Here is a 15,020-nt window from a genome sequence, read left to right as displayed (position 1 = left end):
CTATTGAAGCGGTTCTCGCGAATCGTTTCCTTATAAAAGGATTGCCTCATGGCTCTCGACGTTCAAGAAAAAGCTCAAATCGTAGCTGACTACCAGCAAGCTGTTGGTGACACTGGTTCGCCAGAAGTGCAAGTTGCACTGCTGACCCACAACATCAACAAACTGCAAGGTCACTTCAAGGCCAACGGTAAAGATCACCACTCCCGTCGTGGTCTGATCCGCATGGTAAACCAGCGCCGTAAGCTGCTGGACTACCTGAAAGGCAAGGACGTGAGCCGTTACAGCTCGCTGATCGCTCGCCTGGGTCTGCGTCGCTAATAAGCGATTGCGCTAGAGGTTGGTTGTTTGCTGTGCGTCAGCGGGTTTCCCGCAGGCGCATGGCAGGCTCCCAGCCTCAAGTTTTATCTGGACAATAGTTTTACCTGGACAATGACAGCTGGGCCGACTCCCGGTGTTGCCCAAGAATTTCGCAAGAAGACAAGTTCCCCAAGAGCCACAAAGAAGGTAGGACACCGTGAACCCGGTAATCAAAAAATTCCAGTTCGGTCAGTCGACCGTTACCCTCGAGACTGGCCGTATCGCCCGTCAGGCCTCCGGCGCAGTATTGGTCACCGTTGACGACGACGTCAGCGTATTGGTGACCGTAGTCGGTGCCAAGCAAGCCGATCCAGGCAAGGGCTTCTTCCCTCTGTCCGTTCACTACCAGGAAAAGACTTACGCTGCCGGTAAGATCCCTGGCGGTTTCTTCAAGCGTGAAGGCCGTCCTTCCGAGAAAGAAACCCTGACCTCGCGTCTGATCGACCGTCCGATCCGCCCTCTGTTCCCAGAAGGCTTCATGAACGAAGTGCAGGTTGTCTGCACCGTGCTGTCCACCAGCAAGAAAACCGATCCGGACGTCGCTGCGATGATCGGTACCTCGGCTGCGCTGGCGATCTCCGGTATCCCATTCGACGGCCCGATCGGCGCCGCTCGCGTGGCTTTCCATGAAAGCACCGGCTACCTGCTGAACCCGACTTACGAGCAACTGAAAGCATCGAGCCTGGACATGGTCGTTGCCGGTACTTCGGAAGCCGTGTTGATGGTTGAATCGGAAGCCAAAGAGCTGACCGAAGACCAGATGCTGGGCGCCGTACTGTTCGCCCACGACGAGTTCCAGGTGGTGATCAACGCCGTCAAGGAACTGGCCGCCGAAGCCGCCAAGCCAACCTGGACCTGGGCTCCACAGCCAGAAGCCACCGCACTGCTGGGCGCTATCCGCTCCGAGTTCGGCGAAGCGATCTCCCAGGCTTACACCATCACCATCAAGGCTGACCGCTATGCGCGCCTGGGTGAGCTAAAAGACCAGGTAGTTGCCAAACTGTCCGGTGAAGAAGGCCAGCCGACTTCCAGCGAAGTCAAAGCTGCCTTCGGCGAAATCGAATACCGCACCGTTCGCGAAAACATCGTCAACGGCAAGCCACGTATCGACGGCCGCGACACCAAGACCGTACGTCCGCTGAACATCGAAGTCGGCGTTCTGCCAAAGACCCACGGTTCGGCGTTGTTCACCCGTGGCGAAACCCAGGCCCTGGTTGTAGCAACACTGGGCACCGCCCGTGACGCACAGCTGCTGGACACCCTGGAAGGCGAGAAAAAAGACCCGTTCATGCTGCACTACAACTTCCCGCCGTTCTCGGTAGGTGAGTGTGGTCGCATGGGTGGCGCCGGTCGCCGCGAAATCGGTCACGGTCGTCTGGCTCGTCGTTCGGTTCAGGCCATGCTGCCTGCTGCCGACGTGTTCCCGTACACCATCCGTGTGGTATCGGAAATCACCGAGTCCAACGGTTCCAGCTCCATGGCTTCGGTCTGCGGCGCTTCCCTGGCCCTGATGGACGCTGGTGTGCCGATGAAGGCACCGGTTGCCGGTATCGCCATGGGTCTGGTTAAAGAAGGCGAGAAGTTCGCCATCCTGACCGACATCCTGGGTGACGAAGACCACCTGGGCGACATGGACTTCAAAGTAGCCGGTACCGCCAAAGGTGTGACCGCGCTGCAGATGGACATCAAGATCAAAGGCATCACCGAAGAAATCATGGAGATCGCCCTGGGCCAAGCCCTGGACGCGCGCCTGAACATCCTCGGCCAGATGAACCAGATCATTGGTCAGTCGCGTAACGAGCTGTCGGAAAACGCTCCGACCATGATCGCGATGAAAATCGACACCGACAAAATCCGTGATGTCATCGGTAAAGGCGGCGCGACCATCCGTGCGATCTGCGAAGAGACCAAGGCTTCGATCGACATCGAAGACGACGGCTCGATCAAGATCTTCGGCGAAACCAAGGAAGCCGCAGAAGCCGCGCGTCAGCGCGTTCTGGGCATCACCGCGGAAGCCGAGATCGGCAAGATCTACGTCGGCAAGGTTGAGCGCATCGTCGACTTCGGCGCATTCGTCAACATCCTGCCTGGCAAGGACGGTCTGGTTCACATCTCGATGCTGAGCGACGCTCGCGTAGAGAAAGTGACCGACATCCTGAAAGAAGGCCAGGAAGTGGAAGTACTGGTACTGGACGTGGACAACCGCGGCCGTATCAAGCTGTCCATCAAAGACGTGGCAGCGGCCAAGGCTTCGGGCGTTTAATCGCACCCACGCCTGACGCTTCAGCGTTATGAAAATGCCCCGCAGTGAAAGCTGCGGGGCATTTTTTTGTCCGCCAGTTATCGAGTCGGTGACGGCGGTGGACGCGGATCAAAGCTGTGCTAGGTTTAGCTCACTGCCCGTGTAGCTCAGTCGGTAGAGCAGCGCACTCGTAACGCGAAGGTCGCAGGTTCGATTCCTGTCTCGGGCACCAACGCCCTCCCATCACTTCACTTTTCTGCTCAACTCCTCGATCGTGCGCTTGAGCTGGTCGAGGGCGCGGTCCTGGTCGCTGACTTCACGCTTGAGGCTGGACAAGTCGCTGGCGCTCGAACTGGAGCTGGAGCCAGCGCTGCGCTTGAGATCGTCCACTTGCTTGCCGAGGTTCTTCAGGTCGCTTTCCTGCTCGCGATCGGTGCGTTTGAGGTCGGACAGTTCATTGGCGCTTGAACTGGAACTCGAGCCGTTGTTGCGCTTGAGCTCTTCGATAAGGCGCGCCTGGTCCTTGATGGTTTTATTCAGGTTTTCGATTTCAACCGAGTTGCTCTTGACCGTGCTCTGCAGCTTTTCCATCTCCTCAATACTGAAGTCGCTTCGGACCAAGACGTCTTTGCCGAACGCGTTGTGCACAGCAGCCAGTTTGTCGGAGTACGAAGGGTGGTCGGAGCTGAGTTCAACCCCCGCCTGAGCCGCATTGGGCAGCACCATGCTGCCGAGCAGCAGGGCCGCCATGCCAGTTGCAACCAGGGTGGCCGGGAGCTTCGAAAAATTGCGCATCACCTGAATTCCTTGTGAAGTGCCTAGATGGCACATCGCTATGACTTTGCGCTGTGGAGCTTGTTCCCGTGCCCCTGCACATATGCTCGGTACCTGATGGCGTCGGCTTATTTGTAGATTTGATGTAACGACTCGTATAAATCGTCCGCCAAAGGTCCTATATTCGGACCTTGCACGAACACCCCCGTAGCAGTTTTCAGATGATCCCCGAATGGTTCTGAAGGCCAGACAAACCGGGCTTGTCACGGTTTTTTGCGTCAGAGAGATCCTTGATGATCCAGACCCATCTTCCATTCCCCAGATCAACGAGAACGACATGACCGCTAAAGAATTGACCCAAGAAGCCAGACACGAAGAAGCACTCAAGCAGTACCTGCTGGACTCGCCGCAGTTGGCGGAAGAGATCAAGGACCTGAGTGCCGACGATCAGAAAGACCAGATCCAATGGGCGTTCGAGGATGAGGCAGAAGCCCAGGGCTTGCAGCCGTGGGAACTGACGCTGAAGTACACCTCGACCCCGGAAGAGTTCGAGGCGGCGCGCCTGGTTCTGCACAAGGAGGCGGCAGAGGTATTGGGCGTGGACTGGGAAGAGTACTGCGAGATGAACAATCTGGTGGTTTAAAAGCAGCTGCAAGCTGCAAGCCGAGGCAGATCAGCTTGCGGCTTGCAGCTTGTGTCTGCCGCTTAGATGCTGAGCCGCATCGACAGATCCACCGCTTTCACATCCTTGGTCATGGCACCAATCGAAATGTAATCCACACCCGTCTCGGCGATTGTGCGCAAGGTGCTTTCGTTGATCCCGCCGCTGGCTTCGAGCTTGGCTTTGCCGGCATTCAGGCGCACCGCTTCGCGCATGTCATCCAGGCTCAACTCGTCGAGCATGATGATGTCCGCCCCGGCTGCCAGGGCTTCCTGCAGTTCTGCCAGGCTTTCCACTTCGATTTCGACCGGCTTGCCCGGGGCGATCTTGTGGGCGGCCTTGATGGCTTCAGGGATGCCGCCGCAGGCAGCGATATGGTTTTCCTTGATCAGGAAGGCGTCGTACAGGCCAATGCGGTGGTTATGGCAGCTGCCGCAGGTCACGGCGTACTTTTGTGCCAAGCGTAGCCCTGGAAGCGTTTTGCGCGTGTCCAGCAGCTTGACCGGGGTGTCGGCGACGAAGTCGGCATAGTACTGCGCGCGGGTGGCGACGCCGGACAACAGTTGCAGGAAGTTCAGCGCGCAGCGCTCGCCGCTGAGCAGGGAGCGTGCCGGGCCTTCGAGGTGGAACAGCGCCTGGTTGGGGCTGACCCGGTCGCCATCGCGAACCTGCCAATGCACGGCAACCCGCGGATCCAGCTGCCGGAACACCGCATCGACCCAGGCCGTGCCACTGATGACCGCCGCCTCACGGGTAATGATGGTGGCTTTGGCCAGGCGCTCGGCCGGGATCAGTTGCGCGGTGATGTCGCCGCTGCCGATGTCTTCGAGCAACGCACGGCGCACGTTGGCTTCGATTTCGGCGGTCAAATCGGCGAGACGTAGATTCGGCATAACGGGCTCCACTGACAAAGTGGGGCCGATTATAGGGCCATGCCGTGAGTGAACCCAAGGCGCGAGCACGGCACTTATCGCGGGTGTCGTCGCCTTTTGTCGCATCAATCGAGTCATTTGCCGTTATTGAAGGTCATAAATTGCGGGCTATTTCATAGGATCAGCAGAGTCTGCTGGCACTCGGAACGCTTTTTGCCAGATAATCCGCCTTGTAATTGGCGTCATGGCTTTGACGTCCTCTGGTTTCCCCTGAAAATCCCCATGCCGTGAGTGCCAGCAGGTACTCGACTGTGAGCGGTCGGCGCCCGCCATTTTCACCTTGAAGCACAGCGACACCTTTCTGGAGGCTTGGATGCACAACGACGGGAATGTAGTGCCTTTGCACAAGGCGGCTACCGATCAGGCGACCGCGTCGCCGCTCGCCCGCCTGCCTGTGATTCTGCTTCAGGTGCGTGACAAGGCCGCACAGCAGCTGCGCCATGGCTTGCAGGAGTTGTTCGATAACGCGGACGACACGCTGTTTGAAATGGCCGACAGGGCGCAAAACAATGTCGACCAGAACACCTTCTTTGAGGCCATGCGCGACCTGCGCCTCAAGCGCAAAAGCATCGAACGCGGTTTTCTTGAAATGTTCTTCGAGGCCTTTGTCGGCCTTGCGCAGTACGACCCCACCGCGGCGGCGCACCAGGCCGTGAGCTACGACCCCGCCGCGCAGTCGAGCCGCGACGATCTGGAGCGGACCGTGGCCGTCGACGCCATGGTGGCCAAGGTGCTCAATCGCGATGGCCTGGCCCTGGGCCAGTTGAATGCACGCCTGGCTGCGCTGCTTGGCAAGCACCTGGATCAACGCCGCAACCCCCTGGGGCCGACACTGCTCTGCGAGTACTTTATGCAGGCGGGGCGCAACCTGGGGGTGGAGATCAAGGTCAAGCTGATCATCCTCAAGCTGTTCGAGCGTTACGTGCTCAGCGAAGTCCACCAGTTGTACGCCGAAGCCAACCAGCTGTTGATTGCCACCGGGGTCTTGCCTGAACTGATGCCCACGCCGGCCCGTCGCAGCACCGACCGCAGCGCCCCCGACACCCATGCCAGCGCCAGCCAGGCGGCAGTCAAAGCGGGTGGGACGCAGATCGACGACAGCGTCCAGGAAGTGTTTGCCGCCTTGCAGGAGCTGTTGTTCCACGTGCGTGGCAGCGTTGCTCCGACCCTCGAGGCCAGCGCCGAAACCCAGCCGATCTCGACCCGCGACTTGCTGCGCCTGCTTTCGCACCTGCAACAATATGTGCCGGCCGGCGCCCAGGATGACTTCGACCTGCGCAATCAGCTTGAGCAATTGCTCACCCGGGTCAGCGTCAAGAGTGGTAAGTCGCGGGTGGTCGGCGTGGCCGATGAGGATGTGATCAACCTGATCGCCATGCTCTTCGAGTTCATTCTCGATGACCGCACCGTGCCCGACTCGCTCAAGGCATTGATCGGCCGCCTGCAGATCCCGATGCTCAAGGTCGCGGTGCTGGATAAAAGCTTCTTCAGCCGTGGCTCTCATCCGGCCCGGCGCCTGCTCAATGAAATTGCCGCGGCCGCCCTGGGCTGGGGCGCCTGTGACGATCACCAGCGCGACAGCCTGTACCTGCGGATCGAGCAGGTGGTGCAACGGCTGCTGAATGATTTTGTCGATGACCCGGCGATCTTCTCCGAGTTGCTCGCGGACTTCCTGGCCTTTACCGCCGATGAGCGGCGCCGCAGTGAACTGCTCGAACAGCGCACCCGCGATGCCGAGGAAGGGCGGGCCAAGGCCGAGCTGGCCCGGCGGCGCGTCGAGCAGGTACTGAACCACGGCTTGCTGGGCAAGGTATTGCCCCAGGTGGTGGTGGAATTTGTGCAGCAGGCCTGGAGCAAGGTGCTGTTGCTGACTTGCCTCAAGCACGGCGAACAGTCGGCCGAGTGGCAAGCCGCCGTGCAGACCATGGAAGAACTGGTGTGGAGCGTTGAGCGCCACGACCAGCCGGATGCCGCCCTGCAACTGCTGAACCTGGTGCCGGGGCTGCTCAAGGGCCTGCGGGAGGGGTTGAGCAGCGCCGCATTCGATCCTTTTGCCACCAGTGAGTTTTTCAGTCAGTTGGAAGTCTTGCACCTGCAGGTGTTCGAGCGCCTGGCCCAGGACCCCGAGCCCCGGGTTGTGGCCCTCGAGACCCAGGCGCCAGCGATGGTTGCAGTGCAGCAGGAAATAGTCCTGGCCTCGGCCGAAGAGGGGCCCCTGGAAGCCGCGCCCGTGGCCCTGGCCGCCAACGACGCCAGCCTGCTGCTGGTGGACCAGTTGCGCCTGGGCGCCTGGGTCGAGTTCCAGGAAGACGAGGAAAACACCGTGCGTTGCAAACTGGCGGCCATCGTCCAGCCCGGCGCCAAGTACATCTTCGTCAATCGCACCGGGATGAAGGTCCTGGAACGCACTCGCATGGGCCTGGCCCTGGAGTTCCACCGCGCCGCCGTGCGCACCCTCGACGACACCTTGCTGTTCGACCGGGCCCTGGAGTCGGTGATCGACAACCTGCAGCGACTCAATCGCGGCAAGTGATCGCAACCTGGGCCTGGATCGCGGCATACTGAGCCACCCAAGGCTCTAGTTGAAGGAATCTGTATGCAGTTGGACCCTGCCAGTGGTTGGTGTCACGGCGTGCGCCATTGCCCGTCGCCCAACTTCAATCTGCGCCCTTGCGATGAAATTTCCCTGCTGGTGATTCACAACATCAGCCTGCCTCCAGGGCAGTTTGCTACCGGCAAAGTGCAGGAATTCTTTCAAAACCGTCTGGATGTCACCGAACACCCTTATTTTTCCGGGATCGCCGAGCTGCGGGTGTCTGCGCATTTCCTGATCGAGCGTGATGGCAGCGTGACCCAGTTTGTCTCGTGCCGGGATCGCGCCTGGCATGCCGGAGTGTCCTGTTTCGAGGGGCGTGAGACCTGCAATGACTTTTCCCTGGGCATTGAATTGGAAGGCACCGACGAGTTGCCGTTCACCGATGCCCAGTACCACTCGCTGATTGCCCTGACCCGGCAGTTACAGGCTGTATACAGCGCTATCACCGTGCAGCGGATTTGCGGTCATAGCGACATCGCCCCGGGACGCAAGACCGACCCGGGACCAGGTTTTGACTGGGCGCGCTATCGCGCAGCCCTGGAAAAGGGGGACGCACAATGAGTTTTCTGGTGTTGCTGCTGGCTGTCTGGGTCGAGAAGTTTTCCGCCCTGCGGCATCGCGTGCAGCGCGACGGTATCTGGCTCGGGGAGTTGGCCCGGTTGCAAGCCAGCCCGCGGCTGGGCAATCGGCCCTGGTTGATCCTGACGCTGCTGGTGCTGTTGCCGGCAATCCTGCTGGGCTTGCTGCTGTGGGTGCTGGAGCCGGTGGCCTATGGCTTGCTGGCGCTGCCGGTGCATTTGCTGGTGGTGATCTACAGCCTGGGGCGTGGCGATCTGCTGGGGGGGCTCGGACCGTTTCGCGATGCCTGGCGTCGCGAAGACCTGCAGGCCGCCGCCCACGTCGCCCAGCGTGACCTGGGGATCTGCGCCGACAGCGGTGAGCAGCTGCTGGAGCGGGTGCAAGGGCATTTGCTGTGGCAGGCCTATCAAAGCTTCTTCGCGGTGATTTTCTGGTACTTCCTGCTGGGGCCGGTGGCGGCCTTGAGTTATCGCCTGCTGGCCCTGGCCGCCGAGCACGGCACGGCGCCGGCGCTGGTGGAACGCGCCGGGCAACTGCGGCATGCCTTCGACTGGCTTCCGGTGCGTTTGCTGGCGGCGAGCTTCGCCCTGGTCGGCAACTTTGTCGCGGTCAGCCGGGTGATGCTGCATGAGCTGCTGAACTGGAACATCAGCGCCGCCCAGTTGGTGGAAAAGGTCGGCCTGGTGGCCGGCGAAATTCCCGCTCCGGTGGCGGGCGCCGATGGCATCAACAGCCTGGACCAGCTCTGGGAGTTGCTGCTGCGCGCGGCGCTGCTGTGGTACGCAGGCTTTGCCCTGTGGACCGTGCTGGGCTGATTGACCCGGGTCGGGGCTGCCCGCCAGCCCTGACCCGATCCCCGCGCCTCAAACCCTTCTCGTATCCCCCCGTACCCGTGCAGGTTTCCCGCGCGCGGTTAACTTTAAGTTACAAACCCTTTCGCCGATTTGAGCTATACAGACGTGACGCTCAATAGTGGCACTCTGACCCTTTTGCGCGGCTGCCCATAACAATAAAAAGCCCGAAGGGAGACTACTTTTGAAGAGTTTGCTCTATCCCGCCGTCGCACTGATGAACCGCCTGAGCTTCGGCATGAAGTTCAGCCTGATCAGCGTGTTGTTTTTCCTGCCGATGCTGGTCACCAACTTCTACCTGGTGCGCGATTCCTATCGAGAGTTCCAGGGCACCCAGGTCGAACTGCAAAGCCTCGACCTGCTGGGCAGCAGCCTGACCCTGCGCCGCGACCTGGAAACCCTGAACAACCTGGTGCAGATCAACGCCACCCTCGGCCAGTCCGCCAAGGGCGGCGATACCGAGAGCAAGATCAGCGCCCTGGAGCGCAGCGTGCTCGAACGCCTGCAAGGCTTGCGTGCGGTGGCGGTCGACCCGGAGCAGATCGGCGTGTTCGACGCCAAGCGCGATGAAATGATTGCCGCCTTCAAGGCCCAGCAAAGCGAGAGCTCGCTGCAGAGTAAAAGTGCGCTGATCGGCAAGCTGCTGGGCAGTGCGCAGATCTTCAGCCAGATCATCGCCAGCCAATCGGGCCTGAGCCGGGATGGGCAGAGTGATATCCGCCAATTGAGCGAACTGGTGACTGGCGTCACCCCGCAAATCACCCAGACCCTGGGCGAAGGTCGGGCGATGGGCGCCTACTCCCTGGGCCAGGGCTTTCTCAACTCCTCGGCCAGCACCCGCTTCGACGAGTTGCTGGTGCAGATCGAAAAACTCCAGGCCGAGTACGGCCTCAAGCTGCAAGACGCCCTGGGGTCGAGCAAGGCCGCCCACGGCGCGCTGGACGGCCTGGCCAGCGCCAGTAAAAGCAGCCTGAAACAGGCCAGTGAGCTGTTCGAGGAAAAAGTGGTGATGGCCGACACCCTCGACACGCCGTGGCAGGGTTTTTACGACCAGGTCAGCGGCCTGATGGATCAGACCTACCAGCTCAACGAGGCGACCCTGAAGTTTCTCGGGGTCGAACTGCAACAGCGCCTGGGGCAGAACCGCAGCCACATGGTGCTGCTGGTGGCGGCCCTGGCCGGGGTGTTTTTGCTGATCGTCTACCTGTACGGCGGTTTCTACGCCTCGACCCGGACCACCCTCAGGCGCCTGGGGGCGGTGATGGACAAGGTGGCGGCGGGGGACATGACGGTCAGTTTCACCGCCCACAGCCGCGATGAACTGGGGGAGCTGGGCAAAGTGTTCAACGGCACCGTGGCCAAGATTCACGACCTGATCGAGCTGGTGGGGCAGACCGTGGGCGAAGTCGAGCGCCAGGCCGGGCAAGTCGAGAGCGTGTCGGCGCAAAGCAACCAGGCGGTGGCCGGGCAGCGCAGCCAGATCGAACAGGTGGCCACGGCCATGAACCAGATGTCGGCCACCGCCCAGGAAGTGGCCCGCAGCGCAGCGGCGGCGGTCAGCAGTGCCCATAGCGTCAACGACGAGACCATCAACGGTCGAGGCCTGGTGGAGTCGCAGCAGGACAGCATCGCCCTGCTTGCGGGGGAGATCGACCAGTCCGTGCGGGTAATCAACCAGCTGGCCAGTGACAGCCAGTCCATCAGCCGGGTCCTGGAAGTGATCAAGAGCATCGCCGAACAGACCAACCTGCTGGCGCTCAATGCCGCCATCGAGGCGGCCCGGGCCGGCGAGCAGGGCCGTGGTTTTGCGGTGGTGGCCGATGAGGTGCGGACCCTGGCCAAGCGCACCCAGCAATCCACCGAAGAAATCGACCAGATGATCGCCAAGCTGCATGGTGGCGTGGGCGCGGCGGTCAAGGCCATGGGCGTCAGCCATGAAATGGCCAGCGGCACCGTGGGGCAGTCGGAAAAGGTCCAGCAAGCCCTGGAGAACATTCTTGGCGCGGTGGGCATGATCGTCGACCAGAACCAGCAGATTGCCGCCGCGGTTGAGCAGCAGACCGCCGTGGCCCACGACATCGATCAGAACATCGTCGAGATCAACCGGGCCGGTGAGCGCACCGCCGAGGGCGCGCACCAGACCGAAGACGCCAGCCGCCGGTTGTCGGCGCAGGTGGTGCAGCTAAAGCAACTGATCAGCGCGTTTCGCGTCTGACGGCCGCTACCGCCGGTCACTTCAGGCGGGCGGCCAGTTGAACAGCTCGCAGGCGTTGGCCGTGCTGGCAGCGGCCAGTTGTTCGGCGCTCAGGCCCATGATCGGCGCCAGGGCGGCGCAAATGGCCGGCAGGTGCTGCGGGCTGTTGCGTTGGCCGGGGTACATGGCCGGCGCCATGTCCGGTGAGTCGGTCTCCAGCACCACCGCTTCTCGCGGCAAGTCGGCCAGCACCTTGTGCATGCGCAGGGCCTGGGGCCAGGTCGCGGCGCCGCCGAGGCCCAACTTGAACCCCAGCTTGATGTATTCCCGGGCTTCCTCGCGGCTGCCGGCGAACGCGTGGATGATCCCCGCGCGCTGGAGCTTGAAGCGCTTGAGCGTGGCGATCACCGCGGCGTGGCTGCGCCGGACATGGAGCAGGGCCGGGAGCTGGAAGTCGGCCGCCAGTTGCAGTTGCGCCTCGAACAGCTGCTGCTGACGCGGGCGGTCCAGGTGTTGAAGAAAGTAATCCAGGCCGATCTCACCCACTGCACACACCTGCCGATGGCCGGCCAGGCGTGTCAGCCAGTCGCCGAGTTCGGTGAGGTCGGCGGGCTGGTGCTGATCGAGGTACACCGGGTGCAGGCCGAAGGCGGCGTACAGCTCGCGGTCGCCTTGCACCAGGTCCCAGATCCGCTGCCAGTTGTCCCGGTACACCCCCAGCAGCACCATGCGCCGCACCCCGAGGGCGCGGCTGTCAGCGAGCAACGCCGTACGGTCGGGGTCGAAGTCCGGGAAGTCGAGGTGGGTGTGGGTGTCGATCAGCTCCACGTTCAGGCCTCGTGAATACGCTGCTTGAAGGTCCGGGGGATGGCGTGCACGCCGGGCTGGTAATGGGCTTGCTCGACGGCGGCCAGGGCCAGTTGCAGGGCCTGGTCGGCAATCAGCTGATGCTGCTGGGCCATGGCATTCACCGGCAGTGGCAGAAAGTCCAGCAACTGGGTGTCGCCGAAGGTCCCCAGGCGCAGCGGCCGTGATTTGAGTGGGAAGTCATGCAGGGCATCGAACACCCCCTGCAACAGCACATAAGAAGTCGTGACCAGCGCATCCGGCAGATGCCCCAGGCGCTGCAGCAGCTCTTGCATCAATTGCCGGCCGCAATCGCGGCTGAAGGCCTCGCCATGCTCCTCCAGCACCTCGCCGTCGAAGCCCGCCAGCGCCTGCTGGAAGCCCGCGCGACGGTCCTGGCTGATGCTCAGCTCGGGGCGCGCGCCGATCAGCACGATCTGCTTGGGCTGGGGCTGCAACAGGCTGCGGGTCAATTGCAGGCTGGCCTGCTGGTCGTCGCTGATCACCGAGCAGAACAGCTCGGGCTGCATCACCCGGTCGATGGCGATGATCGGCAGGCCCTGGGCTTGCAGGGTGCGGTAGCTGTCATCGTCGGCGGGCAGGCAACTGGCGACGAACAGGGCGTCGCAACGCCGTGCGCGAAACAGTTGCAGCAGTTGCCGCTCGCTGTCCGGGGCATCGTCGGAGCTGGCGATCAGCAACTGATAACCACGGGCGCGGGCGCCTTGTTCCAGCAGCTTGGCGATCCGGGCGTAACTGGGGTTTTCCAGGTCCGGCAGGATAAACCCGAGGGTGCGCGTGCGTCGGCTGCGCAGCCCGGCGGCCTGGGGGTTGGGGGTAAAGCCATGCTCTTCGACCACCGCGCGCACCCGCTCGACGGTGGCGTTGCTGATGCGTTGCTGTTCGGCTTTGCCGTTGATGACGTAGCTGGCGGTTGTCACCGACACACCGGCCAGCCTGGCTATATCACTGAGTTTCAACCCGGGATTTCCTTGTTTTTTTGGTGCTTGCCGGACATTTTCGTCAATCCTACCCGATAAGGGCAGGCGACCATTGTCGCAACATGCATTCGACCGGTAGGGCTTCAAGGATGAGAGATTATCGAGTAACGTGCCAAACATTCTAGATTAAACGTTTCAGCAAGCGTATTTTCTAGGCTTGAAGAAACGGCTGGAGGGCCTGCCAAGCACCCTCGGCCGTTTGCGACAGCAAACACGCCTAAGCTTTGATTCATTCAAAACAATACCTAGCGCCGCCCCCCTGCGCTAAATAGGAGAAAGCATGCTCGAGCTCACCATAGAGCAGATATCCATGGGCCAGTCGGCTGTGGATAAGTCCGCGGCGCTGCAGCTGCTCGCCGACAAACTGGTTGCCGACGGCCTGGTGGCCGAGGGTTACCTCGCTGGCCTCAACGCGCGCGAGGCCCAGGGCTCGACCTTTCTTGGCCAGGGTATTGCCATCCCCCACGGCACGCCGCAGACCCGCGACCAGGTGTTTGCCACCGGCGTGCGCCTGCTGCAATTTCCCGAGGGCGTTGACTGGGGCGATGGCCAGATCGTCTACCTGGCGATCGGCATTGCCGCCAAATCCGATGAGCACCTGCGCCTGCTGCAACTGCTGACCCGGGCCCTGGGCGAGACCGACCTGGGCCAGGCCCTGCGGCGTGCCAGCTCGGCCGAAGCCCTGCTGAAACTGCTGCAGGGCGCGCCACAAGAGCTGGCGCTGGATGCACAGATGATCGGCCTGGGCGTGGCCGCAGAAGATTTCGAAGAACTGGTCTGGCGTGGCGCGCGGCTGTTGCGCCAGGCGGACTGCGTGAGCAACGGCTTTGCCGCGGTGTTGCAGCAAGTCGACGCACTGCCCCTGGGCGATGGCCTGTGGTGGCTGCACAGCGAACAGACGGTCAAGCGCCCGGGGCTGGCCTTCGTCACCCCGGACAAACCCATCCGCTACCTCGGCCAACCGCTGAGCGGGCTGTTCTGCCTGGCCAGCCTCGGTGAAGCGCACCAGGCGTTGCTCGAACGCCTGTGCGCGCTGCTGATCGAAGGCCGGGGCCACGAACTGGGGCGCGCCACCAGCAGCCGCGCGGTATTGGAAGTGCTCGGCGGCGAACTGCCGGCCGACTGGCCCAGCGCCCGCATCGCCCTGGCCAACGCCCACGGCCTGCACGCGCGCCCGGCCAAGGTCCTGGCGCAACTGGCGAAGAGTTTCGAGGGTGAGATCCGCATCCGCATTCTCGACAGCCAGGGTGCCTCGGTGTCGATGAAAAGCCTGAGCAAGCTGCTCAGCCTCGGCGCCCGGCGCGGCCAGGTACTGGAACTGATCGCCGAGCCGACCATCGCCGCCGATGCCTTGCCGGCCTTGCTCGCAGCCATTGAGCAGGGCCTGGGTGAAGAGGTCGAGCCACTGCCAGCGGTCAGCGAAACCCCGGCCGCCGCCGAAGAAATCATAGTGCCCCTCAGCGCCCCGGCTTCCGGCAGCCTGGTGCAGGCGATTGCCGCCGCCCCGGGGATCGCCATCGGCCCGGCACATATCCAGGTGCAACAGTCCATCGATTACCCGCTGCGCGGCGAGTCCACCGCCACCGAGCGCCAGCGCCTGCAACAGGCGCTGGCGCAGGTGCGCGGCGATATCGAAGGGCTGATCCAGCGCAGCCAGGCCAAGGCCATTCGCGAGATTTTCATCACCCACCAGGAGATGCTCGACGACCCGGAGCTGACCGATGAAGTCGACACCCGTCTCAAGCAGGGCGAAAGCGCCGAAGCTGCGTGGATGGCCGTGATCGAGGCCGCCGCCCGCCAGCAGGAGTCGTTGCAGGACGCCCTGCTCGCCGAGCGCGCTGCCGACCTGCGGGACATTGGCCGCCGCGTGCTGGCCCAACTGTGCGGCATCGAGACCCCGGCCGAGCCGGAGCAACCCTACATTCTGGTGATGGACGAAGTCGGCCCGTCGGACGTGGCGCGCCTGGACCCGGCGCGGGTGGCCGGG

The 15,020-nt window shown here is 62.4% G+C and carries 12 protein-coding genes, 1 tRNA gene and 1 pseudogene; 10 read left to right on the top strand and 4 right to left on the bottom strand.

What is annotated here, in order from left to right; translation table 11 throughout:
• The first annotated feature begins 48 nt into the window (after positions 1-48).
• From rpsO to CF161_RS27515, 3 genes are all read left to right on the top strand, one after another.
• Positions 49-318, top strand: a complete 270-nt coding sequence (gene rpsO / locus CF161_RS27525; RefSeq protein WP_020299907.1) for a 30S ribosomal protein S15 — start codon at positions 49-51, stop codon at positions 316-318.
• 196 nt (positions 319-514) lie between these two features.
• Positions 515-2,620: a polyribonucleotide nucleotidyltransferase gene (pnp, locus tag CF161_RS27520; RefSeq protein WP_020299906.1), complete on the top strand. Its 2,106-nt coding sequence runs from the start codon at positions 515-517 to the stop codon at positions 2,618-2,620.
• 135 nt (positions 2,621-2,755) lie between these two features.
• Positions 2,756-2,831 (top strand) — tRNA-Thr (locus tag CF161_RS27515).
• A gap of 11 nt (positions 2,832-2,842) precedes the next feature.
• Here the strand turns inward: CF161_RS27515 and CF161_RS27510 are convergent.
• A complete protein-coding gene (locus tag CF161_RS27510) occupies positions 2,843-3,394 on the bottom strand; it encodes a hypothetical protein (RefSeq protein WP_020299905.1) in 552 nt (183 codons plus the stop codon).
• 316 nt (positions 3,395-3,710) lie between these two features.
• On the opposite strand from CF161_RS27510, the gene CF161_RS27505 reads away from it, so the two are divergent.
• Positions 3,711-4,016 carry a DUF6388 family protein gene (locus CF161_RS27505; RefSeq protein WP_020299904.1) on the top strand — a complete coding sequence of 102 codons (306 nt, stop codon included), beginning with the start codon at positions 3,711-3,713 and terminating at the stop codon, positions 4,014-4,016.
• Positions 4,017-4,078: 62 nt separating this feature from the next.
• Here CF161_RS27505 and nadC read toward each other — a convergent pair whose 3' ends face one another.
• A complete protein-coding gene (nadC, locus tag CF161_RS27500; protein ID WP_020299903.1) occupies positions 4,079-4,927 on the bottom strand; it encodes a carboxylating nicotinate-nucleotide diphosphorylase in 849 nt (282 codons plus the stop codon).
• Between the two features lie 352 nt (positions 4,928-5,279).
• Here nadC and CF161_RS27495 point away from each other — a divergent pair, with 352 nt between their 5' ends.
• The 5 genes and pseudogenes from CF161_RS27495 (at position 5,280) to CF161_RS33800 (ending at position 11,207) form a co-directional block, all read left to right on the top strand.
• Positions 5,280-7,499 (top strand): DUF1631 domain-containing protein, encoded by a 2,220-nt coding sequence (locus CF161_RS27495; protein ID WP_020299902.1) that lies wholly within the window; start codon positions 5,280-5,282, stop codon positions 7,497-7,499.
• A gap of 63 nt (positions 7,500-7,562) precedes the next feature.
• Positions 7,563-8,123 (top strand): 1,6-anhydro-N-acetylmuramyl-L-alanine amidase AmpD, encoded by a 561-nt coding sequence (gene ampD / locus CF161_RS27490; protein ID WP_020299901.1) that lies wholly within the window; start codon positions 7,563-7,565, stop codon positions 8,121-8,123.
• Positions 8,120-8,956 (top strand): regulatory signaling modulator protein AmpE, encoded by an 837-nt coding sequence (gene ampE / locus CF161_RS27485; protein ID WP_020299900.1) that lies wholly within the window; start codon positions 8,120-8,122, stop codon positions 8,954-8,956. The genes ampD and ampE overlap by 4 nt, the downstream gene beginning before the upstream one ends.
• A gap of 253 nt (positions 8,957-9,209) precedes the next feature.
• A pseudogene (locus tag CF161_RS33805) lies at positions 9,210-10,301 on the top strand (methyl-accepting chemotaxis protein); the annotation flags it as partial.
• Positions 10,278-11,207: a methyl-accepting chemotaxis protein gene (locus CF161_RS33800; protein WP_371106557.1), complete on the top strand. Its 930-nt coding sequence runs from the start codon at positions 10,278-10,280 to the stop codon at positions 11,205-11,207. The pseudogene CF161_RS33805 and the gene CF161_RS33800, both read left to right, overlap by 24 nt.
• 21 nt (positions 11,208-11,228) lie before the next feature.
• Here CF161_RS33800 and CF161_RS27475 read toward each other — a convergent pair whose 3' ends face one another.
• On the bottom strand, positions 11,229-12,014 hold the full coding sequence (locus CF161_RS27475; RefSeq protein ID WP_020299898.1) for a TatD family hydrolase: 786 nt from the start codon (positions 12,012-12,014) through the stop codon (positions 11,229-11,231).
• Between the two features lie 2 nt (positions 12,015-12,016).
• Positions 12,017-13,012 (bottom strand): catabolite repressor/activator, encoded by a 996-nt coding sequence (cra, locus tag CF161_RS27470; protein ID WP_020299897.1) that lies wholly within the window; start codon positions 13,010-13,012, stop codon positions 12,017-12,019.
• 301 nt (positions 13,013-13,313) lie between these two features.
• On the opposite strand from cra, the gene fruB reads away from it, so the two are divergent.
• A partial coding sequence (gene fruB, locus CF161_RS27465; RefSeq protein ID WP_043230611.1) for a fused PTS fructose transporter subunit IIA/HPr protein occupies positions 13,314-15,020 on the top strand: 1,707 nt, incomplete at its 3' end.

Origin of the sequence: Pseudomonas sp. CF161 (genome assembly GCF_000416215.1) — a bacterium.
GTDB lineage: Bacteria > Pseudomonadota > Gammaproteobacteria > Pseudomonadales > Pseudomonadaceae > Aquipseudomonas.
Note: the sequence above shows the minus strand (reverse complement) of the source record. Positions and strands in the feature narration are given on the sequence as shown.

Excerpts from the sequence above, each read along its gene's own strand:
- CF161_RS33800 (WP_371106557.1), top strand. The coding sequence starts at position 10,278 with ATGACGGTCAGTTTCACCGCCCACAGCCGCGATGAACTGGGGGAGCTG.
- ampE (WP_020299900.1), top strand. The coding sequence starts at position 8,120 with ATGAGTTTTCTGGTGTTGCTGCTGGCTGTCTGGGTCGAGAAGTTTTCC.
- CF161_RS27510 (WP_020299905.1), bottom strand. The coding sequence starts at position 3,394 with ATGCGCAATTTTTCGAAGCTCCCGGCCACCCTGGTTGCAACTGGCATG.
- ampD (WP_020299901.1), top strand. The coding sequence starts at position 7,563 with ATGCAGTTGGACCCTGCCAGTGGTTGGTGTCACGGCGTGCGCCATTGC.
- CF161_RS27505 (WP_020299904.1), top strand. The coding sequence starts at position 3,711 with ATGACCGCTAAAGAATTGACCCAAGAAGCCAGACACGAAGAAGCACTC.
- CF161_RS27495 (WP_020299902.1), top strand. The coding sequence starts at position 5,280 with ATGCACAACGACGGGAATGTAGTGCCTTTGCACAAGGCGGCTACCGAT.
- nadC (WP_020299903.1), bottom strand. The coding sequence starts at position 4,927 with ATGCCGAATCTACGTCTCGCCGATTTGACCGCCGAAATCGAAGCCAAC.
- rpsO (WP_020299907.1), top strand. The coding sequence starts at position 49 with ATGGCTCTCGACGTTCAAGAAAAAGCTCAAATCGTAGCTGACTACCAG.